25 protein-coding genes are annotated in these 25,035 nt (G+C 71.5%); 21 read left to right on the top strand and 4 right to left on the bottom strand.

Annotated features, from left to right (window positions below):
• Nucleotides 1-121: 121 nt before the first annotated feature.
• From V6S67_RS03430 to V6S67_RS03405, 6 genes are all read left to right on the top strand, one after another.
• The gene (locus V6S67_RS03430; RefSeq protein ID WP_334208908.1) at nt 122-1,369 is read left to right on the top strand and encodes a CaiB/BaiF CoA transferase family protein; all 1,248 of its coding nucleotides are present in this window, start codon (nt 122-124) and stop codon (nt 1,367-1,369) included.
• On the top strand, nt 1,366-2,319 hold the full coding sequence (locus V6S67_RS03425; RefSeq protein WP_334208907.1) for a hydroxymethylglutaryl-CoA lyase: 954 nt from the start codon (nt 1,366-1,368) through the stop codon (nt 2,317-2,319). Before V6S67_RS03430 ends, V6S67_RS03425 begins: the two co-directional genes overlap by 4 nt.
• A gap of 5 nt (nt 2,320-2,324) precedes the next feature.
• Entirely contained in the window at nt 2,325-2,987 is a 663-nt protein-coding gene (locus V6S67_RS03420; RefSeq protein WP_334208906.1) for a GntR family transcriptional regulator, read from the top strand.
• A 120-nt stretch (nt 2,988-3,107) separates the two neighbouring features.
• Entirely contained in the window at nt 3,108-4,889 is a 1,782-nt protein-coding gene (locus tag V6S67_RS03415) for an AfsR/SARP family transcriptional regulator (protein ID WP_334208905.1), read from the top strand.
• Between the two features lie 124 nt (nt 4,890-5,013).
• Nucleotides 5,014-5,850: a class I SAM-dependent methyltransferase gene (locus V6S67_RS03410; RefSeq protein WP_334208904.1), complete on the top strand. Its 837-nt coding sequence runs from the start codon at nt 5,014-5,016 to the stop codon at nt 5,848-5,850.
• 197 nt (nt 5,851-6,047) lie between these two features.
• Nucleotides 6,048-6,500 carry an excalibur calcium-binding domain-containing protein gene (locus V6S67_RS03405; RefSeq protein WP_334208903.1) on the top strand — a complete coding sequence of 151 codons (453 nt, stop codon included), beginning with the start codon at nt 6,048-6,050 and terminating at the stop codon, nt 6,498-6,500.
• Between the two features lie 80 nt (nt 6,501-6,580).
• Here V6S67_RS03405 and V6S67_RS03400 read toward each other — a convergent pair whose 3' ends face one another.
• A complete protein-coding gene (locus tag V6S67_RS03400; protein ID WP_334208902.1) occupies nt 6,581-8,680 on the bottom strand; it encodes a choice-of-anchor I family protein in 2,100 nt (699 codons plus the stop codon).
• 163 nt (nt 8,681-8,843) lie between these two features.
• On the opposite strand from V6S67_RS03400, the gene V6S67_RS03395 reads away from it, so the two are divergent.
• Both V6S67_RS03395 and V6S67_RS03390 read left to right on the top strand, forming a co-directional pair.
• Nucleotides 8,844-9,605 carry an inositol monophosphatase family protein gene (locus V6S67_RS03395; RefSeq protein ID WP_334208901.1) on the top strand — a complete coding sequence of 254 codons (762 nt, stop codon included), beginning with the start codon at nt 8,844-8,846 and terminating at the stop codon, nt 9,603-9,605.
• A gap of 86 nt (nt 9,606-9,691) precedes the next feature.
• A complete protein-coding gene (locus V6S67_RS03390) occupies nt 9,692-10,030 on the top strand; it encodes a TfoX/Sxy family protein (protein ID WP_334208900.1) in 339 nt (112 codons plus the stop codon).
• 13 nt (nt 10,031-10,043) lie between these two features.
• On the opposite strand, the gene V6S67_RS03385 is transcribed toward V6S67_RS03390, so the two are convergent.
• Complete coding sequence (locus V6S67_RS03385; RefSeq protein WP_334208899.1) at nt 10,044-10,469, bottom strand: DoxX family protein; 426 nt, start codon at nt 10,467-10,469, stop codon at nt 10,044-10,046.
• 180 nt (nt 10,470-10,649) lie between these two features.
• Here V6S67_RS03385 and V6S67_RS03380 point away from each other — a divergent pair, with 180 nt between their 5' ends.
• On the top strand, nt 10,650-11,516 hold the full coding sequence (locus V6S67_RS03380; protein WP_334208898.1) for a pullulanase X25 domain-containing protein: 867 nt from the start codon (nt 10,650-10,652) through the stop codon (nt 11,514-11,516).
• A 167-nt stretch (nt 11,517-11,683) separates the two neighbouring features.
• Here the strand turns inward: V6S67_RS03380 and V6S67_RS03375 are convergent, their stop codons facing one another.
• On the bottom strand, nt 11,684-13,207 hold the full coding sequence (locus V6S67_RS03375) for a PucR family transcriptional regulator (protein ID WP_334208897.1): 1,524 nt from the start codon (nt 13,205-13,207) through the stop codon (nt 11,684-11,686).
• Between the two features lie 93 nt (nt 13,208-13,300).
• Here V6S67_RS03375 and pxpA point away from each other — a divergent pair, with 93 nt between their 5' ends.
• From pxpA to V6S67_RS03350, 5 genes are all read left to right on the top strand, one after another.
• Nucleotides 13,301-14,041, top strand: a complete 741-nt coding sequence (gene pxpA / locus V6S67_RS03370) for a 5-oxoprolinase subunit PxpA (RefSeq protein WP_334208896.1) — start codon at nt 13,301-13,303, stop codon at nt 14,039-14,041.
• Nucleotides 14,042-14,105: 64 nt separating this feature from the next.
• Nucleotides 14,106-14,345: an acetyl-CoA carboxylase gene (locus V6S67_RS03365; RefSeq protein ID WP_104049356.1), complete on the top strand. Its 240-nt coding sequence runs from the start codon at nt 14,106-14,108 to the stop codon at nt 14,343-14,345.
• A gap of 3 nt (nt 14,346-14,348) precedes the next feature.
• Entirely contained in the window at nt 14,349-15,704 is a 1,356-nt protein-coding gene (locus V6S67_RS03360) for an acetyl-CoA carboxylase biotin carboxylase subunit (RefSeq protein WP_334208895.1), read from the top strand.
• Nucleotides 15,701-16,603, top strand: a complete 903-nt coding sequence (locus V6S67_RS03355; RefSeq protein WP_334208894.1) for a 5-oxoprolinase subunit B family protein — start codon at nt 15,701-15,703, stop codon at nt 16,601-16,603. Before V6S67_RS03360 ends, V6S67_RS03355 begins: the two co-directional genes overlap by 4 nt.
• Nucleotides 16,593-17,561, top strand: coding sequence for a biotin-dependent carboxyltransferase family protein (locus V6S67_RS03350; RefSeq protein WP_334208893.1), 969 nt, complete (start codon nt 16,593-16,595; stop codon nt 17,559-17,561). The genes V6S67_RS03355 and V6S67_RS03350 overlap by 11 nt, the downstream gene beginning before the upstream one ends.
• 9 nt (nt 17,562-17,570) lie before the next feature.
• Here the strand turns inward: V6S67_RS03350 and V6S67_RS03345 are convergent, their stop codons facing one another.
• Entirely contained in the window at nt 17,571-18,635 is a 1,065-nt protein-coding gene (locus V6S67_RS03345; protein ID WP_334208892.1) for a LacI family DNA-binding transcriptional regulator, read from the bottom strand.
• Nucleotides 18,636-18,858: 223 nt separating this feature from the next.
• Here V6S67_RS03345 and V6S67_RS03340 point away from each other — a divergent pair, with 223 nt between their 5' ends.
• From V6S67_RS03340 to V6S67_RS03310, 7 genes are read left to right on the top strand one after another with little or no spacing between them, the layout of a single operon-like run.
• On the top strand, nt 18,859-19,881 hold the full coding sequence (locus V6S67_RS03340) for an asparaginase (protein ID WP_334208891.1): 1,023 nt from the start codon (nt 18,859-18,861) through the stop codon (nt 19,879-19,881).
• 39 nt (nt 19,882-19,920) lie between these two features.
• The gene (locus V6S67_RS03335; protein ID WP_334208890.1) at nt 19,921-20,808 is read left to right on the top strand and encodes a polysaccharide deacetylase family protein; all 888 of its coding nucleotides are present in this window, start codon (nt 19,921-19,923) and stop codon (nt 20,806-20,808) included.
• Nucleotides 20,808-22,196: an MFS transporter gene (locus V6S67_RS03330; RefSeq protein WP_334208889.1), complete on the top strand. Its 1,389-nt coding sequence runs from the start codon at nt 20,808-20,810 to the stop codon at nt 22,194-22,196. The genes V6S67_RS03335 and V6S67_RS03330 overlap by 1 nt, the downstream gene beginning before the upstream one ends.
• Entirely contained in the window at nt 22,183-22,947 is a 765-nt protein-coding gene (locus V6S67_RS03325) for an SDR family NAD(P)-dependent oxidoreductase (RefSeq protein WP_334208888.1), read from the top strand. Before V6S67_RS03330 ends, V6S67_RS03325 begins: the two co-directional genes overlap by 14 nt.
• Nucleotides 22,944-23,663, top strand: a complete 720-nt coding sequence (locus V6S67_RS03320) for an SDR family oxidoreductase (RefSeq protein WP_334208887.1) — start codon at nt 22,944-22,946, stop codon at nt 23,661-23,663. Before V6S67_RS03325 ends, V6S67_RS03320 begins: the two co-directional genes overlap by 4 nt.
• Nucleotides 23,664-23,685: 22 nt before the next feature.
• Entirely contained in the window at nt 23,686-24,090 is a 405-nt protein-coding gene (locus tag V6S67_RS03315) for a hypothetical protein (RefSeq protein WP_334208886.1), read from the top strand.
• A gap of 60 nt (nt 24,091-24,150) precedes the next feature.
• A complete protein-coding gene (locus V6S67_RS03310; protein WP_334208885.1) occupies nt 24,151-25,011 on the top strand; it encodes a peptidase in 861 nt (286 codons plus the stop codon).
• Nucleotides 25,012-25,035 lie beyond the last annotated feature (24 nt).

The following is a 25,035-nucleotide window of genomic DNA, read 5'->3' as shown; positions in this document are numbered from 1 at the left end:
TGAATTGCATACAACTGGTTTCAAATACCGCGCCCGCTCCTTGACTCGCCCCGGTTCCGGTGCAAAGTTGTATACGTTCGGGCGCTCCGCCCGGGCTGATCAGACGCCCGGAGGCCTGCCGATGACTGCCAGCGATACTCCCGCCGACCCTTCCGCCGGCCCGCCTGCCGACACTCCTGCAGCGGGCTCCCTCACCGGCCTCCGCGTGGTGGAGATGGGCCAGTTGCTGGCGGGCCCGTTCTGCGGCCAGCTCCTCGGTGACCTCGGCGCCGACGTCGTGAAGATCGAGGACCCGGCCACAGGCGACCCGCTGCGCCAGTGGGGCCGGCAGCTGCCGCAGGGGCAGTCCCTGTGGTGGTCCGTGGTGGGGCGGAACAAGCGCTCGGTGACCCTGAACCTGCGCGACGCCGAGTGCCAGGACCTCGCGCGGAAGCTCATCGGCACCGCGGACATCGTGGTCGAGAACTTCCGGCCGGGGACCATGGAACGCTGGGGCCTCGGCTACAGGGAGCTGGCGGAGGCGAATCCCGGCCTGATCATGGTGCGCGTCTCCGGGTTCGGGCAGGACGGCCCCTACGCCCAGCGTGCCGGCTACGGCGCGATCGGCGAGGCCATGGGTGGCCTGCGCTATGTGGTCGGCGATCCGTCCACGCCACCCTCGCGCATGGGCATCTCGATCGGCGACACGCTCGCCGCCCTCTTCGCGACCATCGGAGCGCTCGCCGCGGTCCGCGAGCGCGAGGTGAGCGGGCGCGGGCAGGTGGTGGATTCGGCGATCTACGAGGCGGTCCTCGGCGTCATGGAGTCCCTGGTGCCCGAGTGGCAGATCTCGGGGTACCAGCGCGAGCGGACCGGGGCGATCCTCCCCAATGTCGCGCCGAGCAACGTGTACCCCACGCGGGACGGCAAGTGGGTGCTGATCGCGGCGAACCAGGACACCGTGTTCGCACGGCTCGCCGCGGCGATCGGGCAGCCCGGGCTCGCCACGGACCCGAGGTACGCCACGCACGGTGCGCGGGGCGAGCGGCAGGAGGAGCTCGACGCTCTGATCGGCGCCTACACCTCCGAGCAGGACGCTGCAGCACTCGAGGCATCCCTCGAGGAGCACGGCGTCCCGGCGGGCAAGATCTTCCGGCCCGTGGACATGCTCGCCGACCCCCAGTACCTGGCGCGGGAGTCCATCACCGAGGTGCAGCACCCGGTGCTCGGCGCCGTCTCCCAGCAGAACGTGTTCCCCCGGCTCAGCCGCACCACCGGCAGCATCCGCTGGCCCGGGCCGTCGCTCGGCGCCCACACCGCCGAGGTGCTCGCGGAGGTGGGGGTCGACGACGGCGCCCTCGCGTCGCTGCGGGGGCGGGGGCTGGCATGACCGTCCCCGGGCTGCCCGCCTCGATCCGCCTCGTGGAGGTGGGCCTGCGCGACGGGTTGCAGTCCGTCCCGCAGCCCGTGCCCACCGCCGAGAAGGTGGAGCTGGTGCACCTGCTCATCGACGCCGGGGTCCGCGAGATCGAGGCCGTGAGCTTCGCGCACCCGAAGGTCCTCCCCCAGCTCGCCGACGCCGCCGAGGTCATGGCCGCGGTCCCCCGCGTCGACGGCGTGCGCTACCGCGGGCTCGCCCCGAACCTCCGGGGTGCCGAACGCGCGGTCGACTGCGGGCTGGACGAGCTCGTCGTCGTCGTGTCCGCGGACGAGGAGGTGGGCCTCCGGAACCAGCGGCTCACCGTGGACGAGATCCTGGCCGACGTCGAGAGGATCGGCGTGCTCGCGGCGGCCTCCGGCGTGCGGCTCGTCGTCGCCGTCGCCTGCGCGTTCTTCGCACCGGCGCGCGGCCCCGTCCCGCGGGAGGAGCGGCTGCGCGTGGTGCGCGCCGCCGTCGACGCCGGGGCCGGCGGCGTGTACCTCGCCGCCACCTCGGGCGAGGAGGAACCGGCCGAGATGTATGACGGCATCGCCGAGGTGCGCGCGCTGTACCCGGGGCTCGACGTCGGCGTCCACCTCCACAACCGGAACGGCTTCGCGCCGGCCAACGCGATGGCCTGCATGATGGCCGGCGCCACGTGGCTCGAGGGCTCCTTCGCCGGGCTCGGCGGCGACCTGTGGTTCCCGGGCGACCCCACGGTGCTCGGCAATGCGGCCCTCGAGGACCTCGTCCACCTGTGCGACGGTCTCGGCATCGCGACGGGTATCGACCTGGAGCAGTACATGCTCGCCTCGGACCGGATCGTCGAGCTGACGGGCCGGGCGTCGTCGTCGTTCGTCTCGAGGGGCGGCACGCGCAGCGCCCTGGCCGCCGCCCGCTGGCCCGACGCGTTAGCGTGACAGGTATGAGCGTCACCCCTGACTCAACCCGGACATCGAACGACAGCGCGTACGGGCAGGTCCGCTCCATGATCGCATCGGGCGAGCTCGCCGCCGGATCCTGGCTGCGCGAGACCACGCTCGCCGACCGCATCGGCGTCAGCCGGACCCCCATCCGCGAGGCACTCAACCGGCTCGCCGCCGAGGGTCTCGTGGAGCTCAGCCGCAACAAGGGCGCGCAGGTGGTCAGCTTCTCCCCCGACGACGTCGCCGGGCTGTACGACGTGCGGGCCGGGTTCGAGCCGCACGCCGTCCTGCTGTCCGTCCCCAAGCTGACCGACGACGACATCACGGAGCTCGCCTCCCTGTCCGAGCGGATGGAGGCGGTGGTCGCGGAAGGAGGGGACCTGGCAGGGCTCGGCGCACTCAACGCGGCGTTCCACGGCATCTTCATCGAGCGGTGCGGCAACCGCCATGTCGCGACCGCGCTGCAGAGCGTCATGCGTCCCGCCGTCGTCGCGCACACGTTCCGGAAGTACAGTGCGGAGGCGCTGCGCCGGTCCATGCAGCACCACGCGGAACTCGTGGCCGCCGCCGCGGCGCGGGACGGCGAGTGGGCGGAATCCGTCATGCGGACGCACATCCTCGCCGCACGCAACGCGGCGGGCGCCCATCCGTCGACGCGCTAGGGCGCCGCTTCTCCCGCCCCGTGTGCCGGCGCGGCGTCCCGCGCGCCACACCGGCGCCATGTCCACGTCATGTGCGCCGCCGGCCGTTCCGTCCGGACGCCCGCGGATCTACAGTGGGGCATGGCCGGGATCGTCATCCAGCTTCTCGGGCCGCCTTCCATCACGCACCCCGATGGAGAGGGCCGCCAGCCGCGCGGCCGGAAATCCTGGGGCCTGCTCACCCACCTCCTCCTCCACGCGACGCCGACCGCCCGCAGCCACCTGGCATCGCTGCTGTTCACTGGAGCGGACGATCCCCTCGGCGCCCTCCGCTGGCACCTCGCCGACCTGCGGCGCATCCTCGGCCCGGGGGCCGTTCTCGGCGGCAACCCGGTCGCCCTGCGGCTGCCGCCGGGGTTCCGGCTCGACACCGACCTCGGCGCCGGGCCGCCGGCCGAGGTCCCCGCGGAACTGCTCGACGGACTCGACTTCACGGACCACCCGCCCTTCGATGCATGGCTGATGATGGAGCGGCACCGGCTGCGGCACGCGGTCGAGACGCTCGTGTACGAGGGCGGCCTGGCGGCGCTCGCCGACGGCGACAGCGCGGCGGCGATCCGGCTCGGCGCCCGGGCGGTGGAACTCGATCCCCTGAACGCCGACTTCCACGCCCTGCTGGTCCGCTCGCTCGTGGCGGCGGGCGACCGCGGCGCTGCACGGACGGCGGCCGCCCACTGCGGGGACGTCTTCGGTGAGCAGCTGGGGTCGGGCCTGCCCGCCGAGGTGCAGCACGCCCTGGCCGCCCCGGACACCGGCGGAGAGGCCGGCCTGCCCGCCACGCCCACCGCCGTCGCGTCCTATCTCGAAGCGGCCGAAGCCTGCCTCTCCGCCGGTGCGACCGCCACCGCCCTGACCCACCTCCGGGTCGCCGGCAACCTCGCGGAGCGCCTCGGCGACCGGACCCTGCAGGCGAAGGCCCTGCTGGACCTGGCCGGAGCACTTATCCACGGGGCGGGCGGTCGGGGCGCGGAGGTCGCCGACCTGCTGCACCGCGCCCTGTCCCTGGCCGGTGACGGCCCGCCAGCCATCCGGTCCGCGGCATACCGCGAGCTCGGCTTCCTCGCCGTGCAGCGCGGCTTCCCCGACAGCGGCGCCCGGTGGCTGGCGCGCGCGACGGAGGCCGCGGAGGGCCTGCCCGATGAACGGGCGCGGGCGCTCGGCGTCGCGGGGATGCTCGCGACCGACACCGCCGACTACCCGGGCGCCGTCGTCGCCCTCGAGGAGTCGGTGCGCCTCAGCGTCGGGATCGGACGGACGCGGCAGGAGGCGTTCTCGCGGGCCATGCTCGGCCGGGTCCATCTCCTGACCGGGCACCGCGATCGAGCCGCGCTCGAGCTCGACACCGTCCTGGCGCTCGTCGCCGGCGAGCACTGGACGGCGTTCACGCCGTTCGTCGAGGCCCTCCGCAGCGAGGTGCACCTCGGCATCGGGGACGACTCCGCGGCCGAGGACATGGCGGACCATGCGATGGCCCTGGCGGCGTCGCTCGGCGACCGCTGCTTCCTCGACGCCGCAGCCCACGCGAAGGCGCAGGTGCTGCTCGCCCGCGGGGACACCGGTGCGGCGAGCACCTGGATCCGCCGCGGCGTGCAGCCCAACCCCTGGTACCGGTGGTTCCGGGGCCGGAACCTCGACCTCGCCAGCACGGCGGCGCTGGCCACCGATCCGCACCAGGCACTGGAGTTCGCCCGGGAGCTCGGGGAGCGCTCGAGCCGGTACGGGCACCGCGAACTCGCGGTCCGCGCCCTGTCGGCTCGCGCGGCGCTCGGGGACGAAGCCGTCCTGCCGGCCATGACGCTGCTGGCGCGGGGCATCGAGAATCCCCTGCTGACCCAGGACCTCGCGGTTCGGCACCACCTGTAGGAGCCGCCCGGGTCCGGGAGGCGACGTCGTCACACGCTCGTGCACACGGTCGGTGGCAACACTGGTGCCGTCAGAGAGACACCGGGCGACGCAGCCCGGATCCAGCACAGGAACAGGAACCACCATGACTGATACCACCACCACCACCGAGGCGGACAGGGCGCTGAAGGCCAGGCACCGTGCCATGTGGGCGCAGGGGAACTACGCGGCCATCGCGGCCGACATCGTCCCGAGCCTCGGCCTGGACCTCGTGGGTGCCCTCGGCATCACCCGCGGCCAGCACGTGCTCGACGTCGCTGCCGGGACCGGCAACGCTGCGATCCCCGCGGCGGAGCGTGGCGCGACCGTGACGGCGTCGGACCTGACGCCCGAACTCCTCGACATCGGGCAGCGCCTCGCACAGGAGCGCGGCGTGAGCCTCGACTGGCGTGTCGCCGACGCCGAGGCCCTCCCGTTCGACTCGGGGTCCTTCGACACCGTGATGTCCTGCCTGGGCGTCATGTTCGCGCCGCATCACCAGCTCGCGGCCAACGAGCTGGTGCGGGCCTGCCGGTCGGGCGGCAGCATCGGGCTGATCAACTGGACGCCGGAAGGATTCGTCGGCCAGATGTTCGCGACCATGAAGCCCTACGCACCGCCGCCGCCTCCCGGGGCGCAGCCTCCCCCGCTGTGGGGCAACGAGGACCACGTGCGGTCGCTCCTCGACGGCCAGGTGACGGATCTGCGGGCTGAACGGCGCGTGGTGCGGGTGGACCGCTTCCACGCACCGGAGGAGTTCGTGGACTACTTCAAATCCAACTACGGGCCCACGATCAGCGTCTACACATTCATCGGCGACGACGCGGCCAAGGCGGCAGCGCTCGACGCCGACCTGGCGGCACTCGTCACCCGGTTCAGCGCAGGCACCGGCAGCACCACCGTCGACTGGGAGTACCTGCTGGTCACGGCGAGACGGAACTGAGGAAGCGCACTGTAGCGCCCGCGGGAACGACGATGCCCGGCACACCGCGTGCCGGGCATCGTCGCGTTCGAGCTGCGTCCGCTACAGGTATTTGTTGGGGAGCGCAACTACCTCTCAGGTGGGGCACACGGTGCTCGTGAGACGTTCGGGGCCGTACGGTCAGCAGACCAGCACCACCAACGTCTCAGGAGCATTCAATGAAGAAGTCCTCGATCGCCCTCGCTACTGCCGCTGTTGCCGGCATGTCCATCCTCTCGGCCGCGCCGGCTCTCGCCGTCGGCCTGCCGTTCAACAATTGCTCCGAGGCGGCGGCAGTCGGTGTCTACAACATCCCGGCAGGTACTCCTGGCTACCAGCCCGGGCTGGACGCCGACAGCGACGGCTTCGGCTGCGACGCGGCAGGCACACCGGCATACAACTCGATCATCGTCGACCGCATCGTCGCCGAGAACTCTGTCGTCACACAGCCGGTTGCTCCCCAGCCCGTACCGCCGCAGGTTGGGCAGATGCCCGTCGGTGGCGCTGACACCGGTGTGGCTCAGACGCCCCAGGACGACAACTCCGGCGCCCTGGCGCTTGGCGGTGGGCTTCTCCTCGCAGCAGTCGGCGGCGTCTATGCCGTACGCCGTCGGGTAGCCGCAGCCGTTTGATTCCTTCGCGCTGAACACGACGATGCCCGGCACACCGCGTGCCGGGCATCGTCGTTTTCGAGCTGCGTCCCTGGGAAGCGTCAGCCCGCGATCTCGTCCTCCGACCCGGTCTTCCGGCGGCGGAGGACCAGCAGCGCTCCGCCGAGGAGGGCGAGCAGGACGCCGACTGCGGCGGGCAGCAGGACGTTCGCGCCCGTCTGCGCCAGGGCGCCGCTCGGGCTGAAGACACCGCTGTCGTCCGTCCCGCCGCCGGTACCATCACCCGTTCCGCCGCCGCCGCCACCGGTGCCGCTGCCACCGGTGATCGGGGCGTCGGTCGGGTCGGTCGGCTCATCCGTGGGCTGATCGGTCGGCTCGATGGTCGGTTCCGTCGTAGGGTCAACCGTGGGCTCGCCGGTGGGCGTCGGGGTGGGCTCGCCGGTGGGCGTCGGCGTCGGAGTCGGAGTCGGCGTGGGCGTCGGCGTCGGCGTCGGGGTGGGCGTCTGCTCGGCGGCGAGCTCGATCCCGAACAGGGTCGTCGTGCCGGACACCTCGTTGCCGACGGCGATCATGGGCTCCCCGGTGGGCGAACCTGCAGCGGGGATGAAGGTGAGTCCCTCGGGGCCGAGGTCGCCCGCGAGCGGCAGCGTGGCCGGGTCCTCCTCCACGGAGGAGGCGAAGTCCCTGTTGTTCACGTAGGTGACGAAGGCGCTGGTGCCCGGGTCGGTGATGTCGTACACCGCTATGCCGCCGACGCGCTCGAAGCCGATGAACGCGTAGGTGCGGCCGCCCACCTCGCCGATGGTGAGGTTCTCTGGCTCCGGGCCCTTGTCGTCGCTACGGCCCTCGAGGTTGCTCTCGGAGTGGTTGGAGTTGAAGAACCCGGGAATCGCGGCGGCGGTGATCTGCTCGAAGTCCTCCCCCGAGTCGAACACCTGCTCGCCGTCGGTGGTCCAGATGGAGAAGCTGCGGCTGCCGAAGGCGTAGAGCTCGTCGTAGCAGCCCGCGTCGGTCAGTTCACTGGCCGTGCTGATGGTGAGGCGGCCGAGGTCCGCATCACCGGTCAGGCCCACCAGCGGGCTCGTCGCGCAAAGCGGTGGGATGCCGTCCTTGCCGAGATCCTTCACCCGGGCGGGCTCCACGTAGCTGCCCCACTCGCGGGCATCGCCCTCGTTCGCGGTGACGAGGTACGTCCGGCCGCCGGCCGTGTAGGCGTTGATGCCGTCCGGCATGTACAGGCCGTGGAGGCCCTCGAACGTGCGGATGTTCACGGTCGGCGCGTCCCGCGGGTCCCGGTCCGACGCGTCGAGGCCGTTGCCGGGCAGGCCGTGGTCCTTGGCGCCGAGCGGCCAGATGTCCGTGACGGTGGCGGACGCGAGGTCGACGACGGCGACGGCATTCGCCTCCTGCAGTGCGGCGTAGGCGGTACCGCCGTCGATCGCGATGTACTCCGGCTCGAGCCCCTCGGACACGGGCCGGGCGGAGCCCTCGATGCCTGCGAAGATCCGGACGCCGTCGGGCAGTGCCCTGGTGCCGCCCTTGGCGGCCGATTCGAACGCCCCGAATCCTGCCGTGCGGACGGCGTCCTGCGCCGGCGCGGCCACCGTACCCGGCAGGGACACGACGCTGACCGACCCCTCGGGGTCGACCGCGTACGCGTCGTCCGGCTCGCCCTCGTTGGCGACGACGGCGTGCCCGCCGTCCTTCGAGATGCTCACCATGTCCGGCTGCGCGCCCACCTCCACCGTGCCGAGGACTTCGCCGCCACCCGCGGCATCGAAGAAGACGAGCGACCCGTCGGCGGTCTTCGTCGTGTTCTCCAGCGCGATGACACCGAGGCCGTCCGGCCGGATGGCCACGGAGTTCGCGACGCCCGCGCCCGTGATGGTGAAGAGCCTGGCCGGCGCCGCGGGATCGGCGACGTCGAGCACGTCCACCGCGCCCAGCTGCGCGTTCACCACGAAGAGCCGCTTGGTCGCGGCGTGATAGGCCACGATCTCCGCGGCGGACTGGTCGAACACCCCGCTCTCGTAGGACCCGATCGGCGTGAGGCCGAGGGCCGCGCCGTCGGCGGAGTAGCTGATCGGCGCGGGGACGACCGCGGCGCTCGCGGGCACTGCCAGCAGCAGCGTGCCGGTGAGCGCCGCGGCGACGGCGGCGGCGTGCGCGCGCGGGCGGCGGGTGGGACTGGACGGAGTCATGGTTCTCCCGAACGGACGAGGTGGGGTGTCAACCTCCCCTGTCTACGAACCGGACATGGCGGCGCGGTGAACGGAGAGGGGGCCCGCGGTGTCCGTGGCGGGGCCAGTTGGCGCTCCGGGGAGCGCACTTCCGGCCGCCGGCGGCCGCGGGTACGTTGGTCCGGTGGACGACGTCGGGCTTGCGGCAGCTTTGGTACAGGATGCGTCCCGGCGTGCCCGCGAGATGCGGGTGGACGGCGTGGACGTCGAGCAGAAGACCTCGGCCGCAGACCTCGTCTCGGCCGCCGATCGTGCAGCGGAGGCACTGATCAGGGACCGCCTCCGGGACGAGCGCCCCGAGGACGGCGTGCTCGGCGAGGAGGGATCCTCCGTGGCGTCACGGAACGGCCGCCGCTGGGTCATCGACCCCGTGGACGGCACGTTCAACTTCCTGTCGGGACTCCCCACCTGGTGCTCCGCCGTGGCTCTCGACGACGACGGCGTGCTCCTCGCAGGAGCCGTGGACGTCCCCGCCACCGGGGAGACCTGGGTGGCCGGTCTGGGGCGGGGCACGACGCTGAACGGCAGCACCGTCGAGCCACTGGCCGACACACCGCTGCGCGACTGCAGCGTGGCCTCCTATCTGGACCGGTCCGACGTCTCCGACTCCTCGATGATGGCCGTGCTGTCGCGGATCATGGACGGCGCAGCCACCCTGCGCATCAGCGGCTCGGGAACGGCCGATCTCGCCGACGTGGCAGCGGGCCGGATCGGTCTGTGGCTGCAGCCGGACTGCGCGGACTGGGACTGGCTGCCGGGCCGCGCGCTCGTGGAGGGGGTCGGCGGGAGGACCAGGATCGTCGAACACCTCGGCAGGCGGTGGCACCTCGCCGGTTCGGGGGCCGCCGTCGACGAAGCGGCGGCACGGCTCCTGACGGCGGGCTGAATCCGGGCACCCCGCGCGGCGACGCGACGTGGCAGGATACTGCGACCACACCACGTTCGGCGTGTACCTCGAGCAAGGGAGCGACCATGGACACCCCTGATCCCCGCGAGAACCTGGCACAACGGCTCCGGGACTTCTTCGCGTCGCGCGGGAACGTGCGTGAGGTCCGCATGTTCGGCCTGCAGTCCTTCATGGTCGACGACCGCCTGGCGGTCGGCGCCGGTCCGAACGGGGACCTGCTCGTCCGCACCGACCCGGCCGACCACGAGGAGCTTCTGCGACGGGGCGGGACAGCTGCGCGCATGGGCGGCGACCGGCCGATGGGTCCGGGCTGGCTCACCGTGCCGAGCGTGAGGATCGACGACGACGCCGATCTCGCCTTCTGGATCACGGTCGGCATGGACTCCCGCAGGGCGGCGGGCTGAGTCGCAGCGTCCGTCAGGGCCCCAGCAGCATCCGGCGGTCCCGCCAGGCCGCCGTCGACCACAGCGCCCACACCACCAGTACGGGCTGGAAGAACAGGCGGGCGAGCCGGGCACGGTCGGTGTCGAGCCCGAAGGCGCTGACGCCGTCGACGTATTGGGCGATGTTGCCCGGGAAGACCGCGACGAAGAACGCCGCGACCACCCAGCCGACGGCTACGCGGCGCCTGCCGGCGAGGACCAGTGCGGCGCCGAGCACCAGTTCGACGACGCCGGATACCACCACGACCAGATCCGTTCCGAGCGGGAGCCAGGCGGGCACCTGCGCTGCGAAGTCCGACCGCGCGAAGGTCAGGTGCGCCGTGCCCGCGAACAGCAGGAACGCGCCGAGTACCACGCGGGCGATGGTCCGTACCGGCGAGGCGCGGGGAGGGGACGTCATGCAGCGCACAATAGCCGCGATGTGCAGGACTCGGATAAAGTCAGGGTGCTGTCGTCCGCAGTCCCACGCATCGTCGAGCCCGCCGGGGTAGGAACCCATCCCCATGGATGTCCTCCGCCGGGGCGGGAAACTGCAGGGACACGACGGCAGGTTGCCGCCCGCCCCACGAAGGAGACCGCCATGGCCCCCCGGAACCGCACGAACGACCGACTCCGCATGACCCTCGCCCTGCTCGCCGCTCACCAGTCCGCGGGCACCGCCGTCGCCCCCAGTGAACTGATGGCGCAGGCCGTCGCCCAGGTCCCGTTCGACGCCAAGGAAGCCGAGCTCCTCTCCGGCGGCGTCCCCCGCGGTTTCAAGGCCCTGACGACGGCGACGTCGAAGCTCGTCAAGGCCGGCTGGCTCGTCAAGGGCCGCAGCGGCTGGACCGCCACCGACGAGGGCGTCCGCGCGGTCCACGCCTTCACCGATTCCGAGCAGTTCGTCAACGCCATGATCAGTGGCGCTCCCGTGCCGGAGACCCCTGCCGAGGCTCCGGTGCACGCGCCGGTGGCCCCCGAGCAGCTGGGCGAGGAGGCGCAGGCCGCGCAGGCCGACGTCGACGTGGATCCGACGGAGGTCGCCCAGGCCAAGACGGCTCTCGCCGAGGACCCCACGCCCCCGGATGTCACCCCGACCCTCGAGGTGTCCGACTCCGAGCCCGTGCACGAGCCGACCGATACCCCCGCCGAGGACGCCTGGCACGACCAGCCGCAGTCCGTCGCCCTCTCCGGCGACTTCGACCCGCTGTTCGGCGAGGCCGGGCACTGGAGCTCGGACCTCCGCGAACTGCAGTTCGTGTGGGAGCCGACGGAGAACACCTGGAAGCAGACCCTCCAGCTGCCCGCCGGCACCTACCAGTTCAAGATCCTCGTCAACGGCTCGTGGGCGGAGAACTACGGCCGGTTCGGCGTGCGCGACGGCGCCAACCACGAACTGCACCTGCTCTCCGACACGTCGGTGACGTTCCGGTTCGACTACGCCACGAAGGACATCGAGACCTCCTAGCCGCTGGTCCCCCGGCCCCGTCTGCTGCCCTCGGGTGGCAGGCGGGGCCGTCGTCGTTCCCGGGTTTCGATCTGGATGCGTGTGTCGCCTCGGGACACGCCGCTGTTCGTGCCCGCCGGCTGGAGAAGCCGGGAACGACGGCGGGTCCCGGCCGTCGTTCCCGGGGGCTAGCGGCGATCGAGCAGCGACAGTGCCGGACGCCCGGGCGGGGCCTCGGACCGCAGGATCTGCAGCGCCAGCAGGCACGTGGCCTGACCCTCGAGCGAGGTCAGCGACACCCGCAGCAGGCCCTCGAGCTTCCCCAGCCGCTGGGCGAGCGTGTTGCGGTGGATGAACAGCTTCGCCGCCGTGCGGCCGGGCTGCGCATCGTGCTCGAGGAACGCCTCCAGCGTGCCCAGCAGGTCCACGGCGTGCGCGGCGTCATAGGCGAGGACCGGCGCCAGGAGCTTGTGCGCACCGGCCCGGGCGCCCGAGGACGCGGTCGACGCGATCAGCGCGCGGATCCCGAGGTCCGGTGCGCGCATCGGCGCCCGGACCTCCCCGACCGTGGTCCCCGCCTGATGGATCCCCAGGCGGAGTTCGTCGATGGTGTGGCAGGGTCCCTTGAGCACAAGGGACTGGCCGGGGAGCTCCCGGATGCAGGCCTCGAGCAGACCCGCCGCGGCGTCTTCGGTATCCGCGCCGCCGAGCGGTCCCTGGGCGAAGGCGTAGAGGACGCCCGCACGGACCTGCACGCGCACGTCGAGGAACCGCGACTGCAACAGGAGCCGGATCCGCCACGCGTTGGAGAGGTTCCGGCGCCCGGCGGTCGCGGCGAGCACGAGGGTGGGCTCGCGCACGTCGAGTCCGGTGGACCGGAAGGTCGCGGTGAACTCCTCGAGGGCGACGCCGGCCCAGTCCGGCACCTGGTCGAGGAGGGACTCCAGCTCCCGCTCCTTGTGGGTGGTGGTGTGCAGCGCCGTCTGCAGCTGCACGGCGATGATCGACGCCGCCGGTGCGAGCAGGGTGTCCACCGGGTGGTCCGACGCCGCGTCCCGCACGATCAGCTGGAACGAGTCACCGCTGCCCATGGGCAGGGGGATGCTGCCGCGCCCCGCCCCCGGCAGCTCCGTGAGATCCGCGGCGGTCCAGACCGAGGCCGACGGCGAGCGCGCGATGACCACGCCGGCGGCGTCGACGATGGCGAGATGCCCCTCGGCGGCCTGCGCCGCGGCGTCGAGCACCACCTGCAGGTGCGCACCGGAGGCGGCGAGCTGCGCACACTCCTGTGCCAGCTCCCACGACCTGTTCACGGCCGTGAAACGCTCCACCTCCAGCACGTTCGTCACATGGCGATGGACCTGCAGGAACGGCACCGACTGCGGGATCTCCAGCAGCGGCACGTCGAGCTCCGTCGCCGCCCGGACGAGACCGGGCGGGATGAGTCGGTGCGCCGTCCCCGTGCCGAAGGCGATGGCCGCCACCCGCACGCGGACGAGGCGCTCCACGTACGCGGTCCAGGTCCGCTGGTCCTCGATGTTCAGCCCGATCCCGTTGGTCAGCAGGACCACGTTGCTGCTGAGGAACGGCGTGGGATCGATGGTCTCGGCGGGAGCGCACCAGCTGATGTCCCAGGCCAGCCGCTCCACCGACGACGGCGTGTGGAGGCGCAGCTGCAGGGCGTCGGCAGCCAGCAGATCGGCGACGATCATGGGATCCTCCTGTGTGCATCTGCCCTCCGAGGGGAGAGAAGCGAGGGCGCGCGCCCACTATATCGGTCCGCCGGCGCTCTCTAGGGTTGTCGCATGACGGACGCTCCCCGGCGCACGACGCCGATGATCAATTCGGACATGGGCGAATCTCTCGGCCTGCACTCCTTCGGCAACGACCCCGCGCTCCTCGGGACCGTGGACGCCATCAACGTGGCCTGCGGCTTCCACTCGGGAGACCCGGACACCATGGCGGAGACCGTCGCGGCGGCCCGGGCGCAGGACGTGCTGATCGGCGCCCACCCCGGACTCCCGGACCTCGTGGGCTTCGGGCGGCGCGAGATGAAGCTGACCCCCCAGGAGGTGGAGCACCTCGTGCTCTACCAGGTGGGTGCACTCAGCGCCTTCCTGCGGCGTGAGGGCGCAGACCTCAACCACATCAAGCCCCACGGGTCCCTCTACGGGATGCTGGCCCGCGACCCGGACCTGATGAGGGGCGCCGCCCGGGTGGCGCGGCTCTTCGACGTCGCCGTCTACGGGATCGCCGGCACCGCGCACCAGAGCGTGTGCGAGGAACTCGGCGTGCCCTTCGTCGCCGAACTGTACGTGGACCTCAACTACGGGCCCGCCGGCGAACTCCTCATCCAGCGCCGGCCGGAACCGACGGACCCCGCCGCGGCAGCGCGACGCGTGACGCGCGCCCTCACGGACGGCGTCGTGGAGGCCTCCGACGGCTCACTCCTCACCATCCCGTTCGACAGCATCTGCGTCCACTCGGACGCCCCCAACTCCCCCGAGGTCGCGGCGGCCGTACGCTCCGCCCTCGATGCCCCCTGACCACCCGACTCTCCACCCGATACTCCAACCGACACTTCCCGACACTCCACCCGAAAGGACCCCCGTGGCCGACATCGTCTCCCCACTGCCCGGCATCTTCTACCGCAAGCCCGGGCCCGACAAGGACCCCTACGCGAACGAGGGTGACGCCATCGAGGCGGGCCAGACCATCGGGGTGGTGGAGATCATGAAGCAGTTCTCCGAGATCCGCAGCGACGTGGCCGGCACCCTCGAGAGCTTCGCCGTCGAGGACTCCGGGACCGTCAACCCCGGCGACGTCATCGCCACGGTGTCCGAGGGCTAGCGGATGGACCGCCTCCTGATCGCGAACCGCGGGGAGATCGCCGTCCGCGTCATCCGGGCGGCACGGGAGCTCGGTCTCGAGACCGTCCTCGCCGCCAGCGAACCCGACGCCGACTCCTACGCGGCGTCTCTGGCCGACGACGTCCGGGTGGTCGGACCCGCGCCGGCCGCGAAGAGCTACCTCGACGGCGCCGCGGTGCTCAGGGCCGCGGAGGACGCCGGGTGCGACGCCGTCCACCCCGGCTACGGCTTCCTGTCCGAGAACCCGCGCTTCGCCCGGTCCGTCCTCGACGCCGGCCTCACCTGGGTGGGCCCCTCCCCCGACGCCATCGAACTGATGGGCAACAAGTCCCGTGCACGGCAGGCCGCCCGGGAGGCAGGCGTCCCCACCCTGCCCGGGAGCGACGGCGCGCTGGCACCCGACGTCGACCCCCTCCCCCTCGCGCGGGAGATCGGCTACCCGCTGGTGGTCAAGGCGTCCGCCGGCGGTGGCGGCCGCGGGATCCGGCTCGTGACGCAGGAGGAGGACCTGGTCAGGACGCTCGACGTCGCCCGTGCCGAGGCCCAGGCGGCGTTCGGCGACCCCGCCGTGTACCTCGAGCAGTTCGTCTCCCGCGCCCGCCACGTGGAGGTGCAGATCCTCGGCGACGGCGAGCGCGTCATCCACCTCGGTGACCGGGACTGCTCACTGCAGCGCCGCCAGCAGAAGATCATCGAGGAGGCCCCCGCACCCTTGCTGCCCGACGCCGTCCGCGACACCATCCGCGCCTCGTCCATCGAACTCGGCCGCCAGTGCGGCTACTCCGGCCTCGGCACCGTCGAGTTCCTCTACGACCCGGACCGCGAGCAGGCGGCCTTCATCGAGATGAACACCCGGCTGCAGGTGGAGCACCCGGTCACCGAGATGGTGACCGGCCTCGACCTCGTCCGGGAGCAGCTCCTCGTCGCGTCCACCGGCAGGCTGCGCCTCAGCCAGGACGACATCACCTTCCGGGGCCACGCCTTCGAGTTCCGCATCAACGCCGAGGACCCGTCGCAGGGCTTCCTGCCGAGCCCCGGCACCCTGGCGCGCCTCGACTGGCCCGGGGGCCCGGGGGTGAGGATCGATTCCGGCGTGGTCGCGGGATCCGCCGTCGCACCGTTCTACGACTCCCTGCTCGCCAAGCTCGTGGTGTGGGACGAGACCCGCACGGACGCCGTCCGGCGGTCGGCGCGCGCACTCGGGGAGGTGCGGATCGAGGGCGTGAGGACCACGCTCCCGCTCCTGTCGACGGTCCTCCACCGGCCCGAGGTACGCGACGTGACCCACCACTCGAAGTTCATCGAATCGACCCCCGACCTCCTCGGAGCTGACGCATGAGCCACGCACCCCAGCACCTCGACGCCGCCCGCTACACCTGGGGCGGCGACGAGTTCCTCTTCGTAGAGATCTCCGAGAGCATGAGCCTCGCCGCCAACTTCAAGGCGAACGCCATGGCGACGCGGCTCACGGCACGCGCGATCGACGGTGTCGTGGACATCTGTCCGGCCAACGCCTCCCTGCTGCTGCGCTTCGATCCCGACGCGGTGCCGCCGGACGAGCTGGAGGCACTCGTGCGGCAGGTCGAGGAGGAGGTCGCCCAGCTGAGCGAGCAGACCCTCGAGACCCGCATCATCGAGATCCCCGTCTGGTACGACGACCCCTACACCCGCGAGACCGGGGCCCGCTTCCGCAAGGGCCACCAGCGGCCCGACGGCACCGACTTGGACTTCGCGGCCGAGGAGAACGGCCTGTCCTCCCCGCAGGAGTTCATCCGGAAGCACCACGAATCGCCGTGGCTCGTGTCCATGGTGGGCTTCGTCGCAGGGCTGCCCTTCATGTTCCAGATCGTCCCGCAGGAGGAACAGCTCGAGGTCCCGAAGTACCTCAGCCCCCGCACGGACACACCCCCACTGACCGTCGGCCATGGCGGCTGCTTCGCCTGCATCTACTCGGTGCGGGGTGCCGGCGGCTACCAGATGTTCGGTATCGCCGCCGCCCCGATCTTCGACCCGGCGCAGAAGCTCGAGGACTTCTCGGACTTCATGATCTTCTTCCGGCCCGGCGACATCGTGAAGTTCAAGCCCGTCGGCGAGGACGAGTACCGGGCGATCCAGGCGGAGGTCGACGCCGGGACGTTCACCTACCGCCAGGTACCAGTGACCTTCGACCTGCAGAAGGCACTGACCGACCCCACCGCGCACAACCGGGACATTCTGGAGAAGCTCAATGGCCTTTGACATCCTCGAACCCGGCCTCGCCACCTCGGTCCAGGACCGGGGCCGGTTCGGCTACTACAACGTCGGGATCCCGCAGGGCGGGGCCATGGACCAGCTGTCCGCGTCGATGGCGAACGCCCTCGTGGGCAACAGCCCGGGCGACGCCGTGCTCGAGTGCGCCTATCTCGGCCCGCGGTTCACCACCGACACCGACGCCGTCATCGCCGTGGCGGGCGCGCCCGTGCAGGTGAAGGTGAACGGGCAGACCGCGGACCAGTGGACCCGGCTGTCCCTGGCCGCCGGGGACGAGGTGTCCTTCGGGATGCTCTCGGGCGGCACGCGCTACTACGTCGCCGTCCAGGGCGGCATCGACGTGCCCGAGGTCCTCGGCAGCCGCAGCACCTACACGCTCGGCGCCCTCGGCGGTTTCCAGGGACGCACCCTCAAGGCCGGTGACACGGTCCCCGTCGGCGCCCCCTCCGGAGCCTCGCCGCTCGACACCATCCCGGAGGACCTGCGGCCCGTCTACGCGAAGGAGGTGACGGTGCGCATCCTGCCGGGCCTCTACGACCACCGCCTCACCGCGGAGGGCATGGAGACCCTCGTGAGCACGGCGTGGAAGCTCACGCCCGTGGCGGACCGCACGGGCCTGCGCTACTCGGGCCCGGACCTCGAGTGGAGGCCGCGCACGCAGCCCTTCGGTGCCGGGTCGGATCCCTCGAACATCGTGGACGCCGGCTATGCCATCGGATCGATCCAGGTACCCGGCGGCAAGGAGCCGATCGTGCTGCACCGCGACGCCGTCTCCGGCGGCGGCTACGCGATGGTGGCGACGGTCATCAGCGCCGACATGGACGTCGTCGCCCGGAGCGCGCCCGGCACCCTGACGCACTTCGAACCCGTGACCATGGAGCAGGCGCTCGCCGCGCGGGCGGACGCGGCGAAGGTGCGGCGCGCCGTCTGGGGGACGGCCGGCTAGGGCGTCGCGTCAGCCGGCCCGGAACCCCCGCCGCACCGCGCCGGTGATCGACGCGCTGCTCTCGCGCACGAACAGCTCCGAGGGGTGGCGCACGGAGCCGACGTCCTCCCCATTCATCACCCGGCGGAGCATCCCGACGGCCGTCCTGCCGATCTCGAGCATCGGCGAGCGCACCGATGTCAGGGGGATGGGCAGCTGCGCGGCCAGGGACGTGTCGTTGAATCCGACGACGGCGATGTCCTCGCCGACGACGAGCCCTCCGGCACGGAAGGCGCCCATGGCCCCGATCGCGGCGAAGTCGTTGACGGCGAAGACCGCCGTCGGGGTCTTCCCGCCGAGGCGCAGCAGCTCCTCGCCCGCCCGGCGGCCGCCCTCGGTGTCGAAGCGTGAGGGCAGGATGCGGTCCGCCGGCACCTCTCCGCCCAGGTCGTGCCAGCGTTCGACGAAGCCCGCGGTCCGGTCCACGCCGGTGCTCGCGTACGTCTCGCCCGCGATGATCGCGACGGAGCGGTGCCCCGTGGCCCACAGGTGATCCGCGACGAGCCGGCCTCCACCGGTGTCGTCGCAGGTGGACGACGGGAAGCCCGGATAGCGGCGGTTCATGAGGACGAAGGGCACGTGCCGCTTCACGAGGTCGTCCACCAGGCTGCTGCCGGCGTGCACGTCGCCGAGGATCAGGCCGTCCACGCGCCGCGCCAGCATGATCTCGGCCTTGCGGCGCTGCTCGTCGAGATCGTCGTGGGAGTTCATCACGAAAGTGGAGTGGTTGCTCTCGGCAGCGGCCTCCTCGACGCCCTCGTACATGGTGGCGAGCACGATGTCCGAGAGGCGCGGCACGATGACCCCGATCGCCCGTGTGCGGCGGGTGCGCAGGCTGGTGGCCTGCGGATCGGGTGAATAGCCCCTCAGCTTCGCGAGATCGCGCACCCTCGTGGCGGTCTCCTTCGACGCCGCCCCCCGGGCGACGTCCGTGTCCGAGTGCAGCACCCGGGAGACCGTGGAGACGTGGATGCCGAGTTCCGCTGCGAGGTCCTTCAGGGTGACCGCGGCGCGTCGCCTACCTACTGGATCCACGGGCCTACTCCCTTCCCGGTGGTGCTTTGTTTCGGCTGCGTGAAATCTCGGGCGATCCATTGACGAGATACAGGTCACATCCTATGGTTTTCCTCATTCAACCCAAACGTTTGGGTTTCGTCCAGTTCCACGCAGGTCGCACCGCGCAGAACCCCTGGCACCCGCCCCGGACTTCTGCTTTCCGTAACGCTCGCCCAAACGATTGGGTAAGGAGGAAGCACCGTTGGAATCCCTCACAGGTCACGTCGTCCTGCTGGCGACGGGCGGCACGATCGCCTCCCGCGTCCACGCCGCCGACGGATCGACCGTGGCCGCCGATGCAGGGGGTGCCGTCCTCGCCGCGGCCGGGACGAGCGCCTCCGTCGAGGTCGTCGACCTCATGCAGAAGGGTTCGTACCTGCTCACCTTCGACGACATGCTCGCTGTCTGCGCGGCCATCCGGACCGCACTCGAGTCCCCGGAGACGCTCGGGATCGTCGTCACGCACGGCACCGACTCGATGGAGGAGACGGCATACCTCGCCGACCTCCTGCACGACGATCCGCGGCCGGTGGTCTTCACCGGGGCGCAACGCGCCGCCGACAGCGCGGACCCGGACGGCCCGGGGAACCTGCGTGCCGCTCTGACGCTGGCGGCGTCTCCGGCAGCGCGGGGCAGGGGCGCTCTCATCGTGTTCGACGGCGAGGTCTTCCCCCTCCCGGCTACGAGGAAGTCCGAGACGACGGCGCTCCACGCGTTCAGCAACCCCGATCTCGGGTCCGCCGGGTCGGTCTCGGCCGGCGGGGCGATCACGCTGCGCCCTGCCCTGCGGCGGACGGCACCGCTCGCCGTCCCTCCGGACGGCACGGGCACCCGCGTCGACATCGTCGCCTGCTACCCGGGCGCCGACGCGACCCTCTTCGCCGCCGCGGTCACCGCCGGTGCCCGCGGGATCGTCCTCGAGGCCACCGGGCTCGGGAATGCGAACGCGGAGCTCAGCGACGCCGTGCGCGAGGCCGTACGCGACGGCGTCGTCGTCGTCACCAGCACCCGCGTGCACGCGGGACCGGTGCGGGGGGTCTACGGTGCCGGCGGCGGAAGGACCCTGGAGGACGCGGGAGCCGTCCCGTCCGGGCTGCTCCGCCCCTCCCAGGCCCGCATCCTCCTGCAGGCACTGCTCGCCCTCGGGCTGTCCGCCGAGCAGGTCGTCGGGGAGATGCGGCAGCGGGGCGACCCTGCCGCCGTGGCTCCCGCTCCGCCCGCCTGACCCCTCCCCGATTTCACCCATCCCAGGAAAGGCCGACCCATGACGAAAGACATCCAGATCGCCTTCGGCGTTGACGTCGATGCAGTTGCCGGAATGCTCGGTTCCTACGGGGGCGAGGACTCGCCCTGCGACATCTCCCGCGGGCTCTTCAGCGGCGACGTCGGTGGCCCCCGCATCCTCCGCCTCTTCGAGAAGTACTCCCTCCCCTCCACCTGGTTCGTCCCGGGCCACTCGCTCGAGACGTTCCCCGACCTCACCCGCATGATCGTCGACGCGGGGCACGAGATCGGCGTCCACGGCTACTCCCACGAGAACCCGATCGCCATGACCCGCGACCAGGAGACGGCGATCCTCGACCGGTCGATCGAGCTCATCGAGCAGGTCTCGGGGCGCCGTCCCACCGGGTACGTGGCGCCGTGGTGGGAGTTCTCCCCCATCACCAACGAGATCCTGCTCGAGCGCGGCATCAAGTACGACCACTCCCTCATGCACAACGACTTCGAGCCCTACTACGTGAGGGTCGGGGACAGCTGGACGAAGATCGACTACTCCAAGCCCGCCGAGGCCTGGATGAAGCCGCTCGTCCGCGGCCAGGAGACCGACCTCGTGGAGATCCCGGCGAACTGGTACCTCGACGACCTCCCGCCGATGATGTTCATCAAGGCGGCCCCCAACTCGCACGGTTTCGTCAACCCGCGGGACATCGAGCAGATGTGGCGGGACCAGTTCGACTGGGTCTACGCGGAGATGGACTCCGCCGTCTTCACCATGACCATCCACCCCGACGTCTCGGGCCGGCCGCAGGTCCTGCTCATGCTCGAGCGCCTCATCCAGCACTTCAACTCGCACGAGGGCGTCACCTGGCACACCTTCGACCAGATCGCCGACTCGTTCCTGGCACGCAATCCCCGAAAGGAATCGAACTGATGTCCATCAAAGAGGCGGGTGTCGACCTTTCGACGCCGACGAGCAATGAGCAACGCACGTTCCCGGTGTTCTCGAAGAAGAAGACCAGCACGGCGACCGTCCTCGCCCTGCTCGCCTGGACCGTGGCGGTCTTCGACTACGGCCTGTTCGGCACCCTGCTGCCGGCCATGCAGGAGGAATTCGGCTGGACGGCACCGGAGGCCTACGCGGTCAACACCTGGATCGCCGTCGGAACAGCGATCGTGTGTTTCGGCGTCGGTCCCGTGATCGACCGCCTCGGCCGCAAGAAGGGGATGATGCTCACCGTCGGCGGGACCGCCGTCGTCTCGGGCGTCACCGCCTTCATCCCTGCCGGCCTCGGCGTCATCAGCAACTCGCTCCTCGTCTTCGTGCGGTCCTTCGGCGGCCTGGGCTTCTCCGAGCAGGCCGTCAACGCCACCTACATGAACGAGGTGTACCAGGTCACCGAGGACGAGCGGAAGCGCAAGCGTCCGGGCTTCCACTACTCCTTCATCCAGGGCGGCTGGCCGCTGGGCTTCCTCCTCGCGAGTGCCCTCGCCCTGGTGTTCCTGCCGCTCCTCGGCTGGCGCGCGCTGTACCTCATGGCCACCATCCCCGCGATCATCATCGTCCTGCTCATCAGCAAGAAGCTGAAGGAGACGCCGCAGTTCGAGCTGCACAAGCGCCTCACCGAACTGGAGAAGGGCGGCAAGAGCGACGAGGCCCACGCGCTCGCCGGCGCCTACGGCGTCGAGCACTCCTCCACCTCGCCCCTCAAGCGCATCTGGGAGGGCGAGTTCCGCCGCAACACGATCGTCTTCTCGCTCGCCTGGATCCTCAACTTCTTCGGTATCGCGATCTTCAGCGTCCTCGGCACCTCGGTGCTCGCGAACGCCAAGGGCGTGGAACTCTCCGACGCCTTCTGGATGCTGATCGTCATCAACCTGCTCGCGTACTTCGGCTACGTGTTCCACGGCTGGATCGGCGACAAGGTGGGCCGGAAGCGGACCATCATCGTGGGCTGGATCATCTCGGGCCTCTCCTTCGCCGTGATGCTGAGCCCGCTGGTGTCCAGTCCGTTCCTGATCATCCTCACGTACGGCACCGGCCTGTTCTTTCTGGTGGGGCCCTACGCCGCCATCCAGTACTTCATGGCCGAGTGCTACCCCGTGAGCTGCCGTGCCACGGGCCTCGCGTTCATCGGTGCCATGAGCCAGCCCGGGACGATCATCGGCGGCGCTCTGTTCACGCTCGTCGCCGCTGCGGCAGGCACCGGCGCTGCCGCCCTCTGGGTGGGCGCGGTGGGCACGCTGCTCTCCGGTGTCCTGATGATCGCGGCGCGTCCCGTCGCCGCCGTGGCCCTCGAGGAACCGCATGCAGCAGTCTGAGGTAGCCATCGTCACGGGTGCCGCCAGCGGCATCGGCCGCGCCCTCGCCGTCCACTACGCCGGCCGGGACGTCCGGACCGTCATCGGCACCTTCCCCGGCGACCCGCATGACCCGGAGGAGACCCTCTCCGGCGTGCGGGCCGCCGGCGGTGACGCCGTCATCCACGAGGTCGACGTGCGGTCCACGGAGTCCGTGGACGCCTTCGCCCAGCGTGCCCTGGACGAGTACGGGCGCCTCGACTACGCCGTCGCCAACGCGGGCATCCTGCGCAACGCCCCGCTGAACGAGCTGACGGACGACCTCTGGGACGCGATGCTCGACGTCGACCTGACCGGTGTCCTCCGCACGCTGCGCTCGGCGTCCCAGCGGATGAGCGGCCCCGGTGCGCTCGTCGCCGTGTCCTCGATCGCCGGGGGTGTCTACGGGTGGGAGGAACACGCCCACTACGCCGCGGCGAAGTCGGGCGTGCTCGGGCTCATCCGGAGTGTCGCCTCCGAACTGGGCCCGCGGGCGATCCGCGCGAATGCGGTGATCCCGGGCCTCATCGAGACGCCGCAGTCCCTCGACCCCGTCAACTCCCTCGGCCCCGAGGGCCTCGAGCGGGCGGGCAGGGACATCCCCTGGGGCCGGGTCGGCAGGCCGGAGGAGGTCGCCGACGTGATCGGCTTCCTGACCTCCGACGCGTCGCGCTACGTGACCGGCCAGTCACTCGTGGTGGACGGTGGCCTGACCATCAAGATGCGCGCATGACCGCCGGCGCTCCCCCCGTGGCGGGGCCCCGGGGCGTCGTCGTCACCGGCGGTGGCAGCGGCATCGGGGCGGCGATCGCCGAGGCGTTCGCCGCCCAGGGCGACCGCGTGGTGGTGATGGACCGCACCCCCGGTCCGGGGATCATCGAGGTCGACGTCGCACACGAGGAGAGCGTCCGGAGCGCCTTCGCCGAGGCACGGGACGGGATCGGGACCGTCGACGTCCTGGTGAACAGCGCCGGGCTGCTCACCGAGTCGCCGCTCGAGGACATGAGCCTCGCGCTGTGGACGGAGACGATCTCCGTGGACCTCACCGGTGTGTTCCTCTGCTGCCGGGAGGTGATCGGCCCGATGCGGCACCGGCGGTGGGGACGGATCATCAACATCTCGTCCCAGCTCGGCATCAAGGGCGGCACAGGGCTGGGCCACTACAGCGCCGCGAAGGCGGGCGTGATCGGCATGACCAAGGCACTCGCGCTCGAGGTCTCGGCGGACAACGTGCTCGCCAACTGCATCGCCCCCGGCCCCATCGAGACCCCGCTGGTCGACGGCATCTCCGAGGACTGGAAGGCGGCGAAGCGGAAGGAGCTGCCGCTGCGCAGGTTCGGCGTGCCGGCCGAGGTCGCACCCACCGCGCTGCTGCTCGCGAGCGACCCCGGGGGCAACCTCTTCGTCGGCCAGACCCTGGGCCCCAACTCGGGTGACGTGATGCCGTGACGGCCCGCTGGCCGGACGCCTGATGTGCGGCGCGTGCGGCCGCACCGTCGTCGCGGACCCGGTCCTCGGGCCGGTCCGGACGACGCGCGACCTGCTGCTCGTGGCGCAGGCCGTCACCACGATCGTGTCCACCCTGCCGGGTGCGCCCGTGGTGCGGGTCGCCGGGACGGGCTGGGTGGTCGCGGGCCGCACGGGCAGCAGCACCGCCTGCGACACGGTCGGGCAGCTCTGGTCCGCCCTGGCCGAGGTGCATGCCCGGACGCCGCAGGGCGCGTCCCGCCTGGCCGACGCCCTGGCCGACGCCCTGCCGGCGTCGTCCGCGCTCGATGACCGCATGGTGCGTGCTGGGCTCTCCGTGCTCCACTCCGCCCCCGCAACCGGCAGCCTTCGCGCAGCATTGCCCAAGGACACACCGGGCGGTAGCTGAAGCACCGGATGACGGAGCACGATGGACGCACGGACATCGGGTGGAGGGGCAGCACAGGACATGGGGACACAGGATCGCGAGTGGTTCCACGAGCGGGGCGACCAGCCCGCGGTGGGCCGTTCGCCGTCGGGCCGGATCCCGCTGCGCCTCTCGACCGTCGCCGTCCTCGCGCTCGTCGTCCTCCTGTATGCGACGCCGTCACTGTTCGACCGTTTCGTGCTCCCGGCCGCCCTGCCGTACCTGCCCGGTGCCAACGTGCCGCCCCGCGGCGTCGAGGCCGGTCCGGTGCCGCTCGGTACCCCGCCCCCCGTACCGCCGTCCACGGCGTACCGGCTCCTCGAGTCGCCGATCGAGGAGCAGGAGTGGATCGGCTACGACCCCTGCCGGCCCGTGCACTTCGTGGTGCGGCCGGACAACGCCCCTGCCGGGTCGGAGGGCCTGGTGCAGGAGGCCGTCGCGGAGGTGTCGGCAGCGACAGGGCTGCAGTTCGTGGACGACGGCACCACGTCGGAGGGACCGAGCGAGGAACGCGACCTCTACCAGCCGGAGCTGTACGGGAAGACCTGGGTGCCGGTCCTGATCACCTGGACGAGTCCCGCCGAGATCCCGGCCCTCGCGGGCGACGTCGCCGGGCTCGGCGGCAGCGACTACGCCCGCACGCCGGGACAGCCCCTCGTCTACGTCGGCGGGCAGGTGCAGCTCGACGCACCCGACGCCGCCGACACCCTGCTCTTCCCGGACGGCCGCACCTACGTGAAGGCGACGATCATGCACGAGCTCGCGCACGTCGTCGGGCTCGACCACGTGGACGACCCGGACGAACTCATGTACGCCGAGAACCTCGGCCAGACGACCTTCGGCCAGGGGGACCGCGCCGGACTGGCCCTCCTCGGATCGGGACCCTGCGCACCCGGGCTGTGACCGCCTCCCGAACGGCGCGCCGCT

It is taken from the genome of Arthrobacter sp. Soc17.1.1.1, from assembly GCF_036867195.1.
Classification (GTDB): Bacteria; Actinomycetota; Actinomycetes; order Actinomycetales; family Micrococcaceae; genus Arthrobacter_D.
This window is presented reverse-complemented; position numbering and strand designations above follow the sequence as displayed.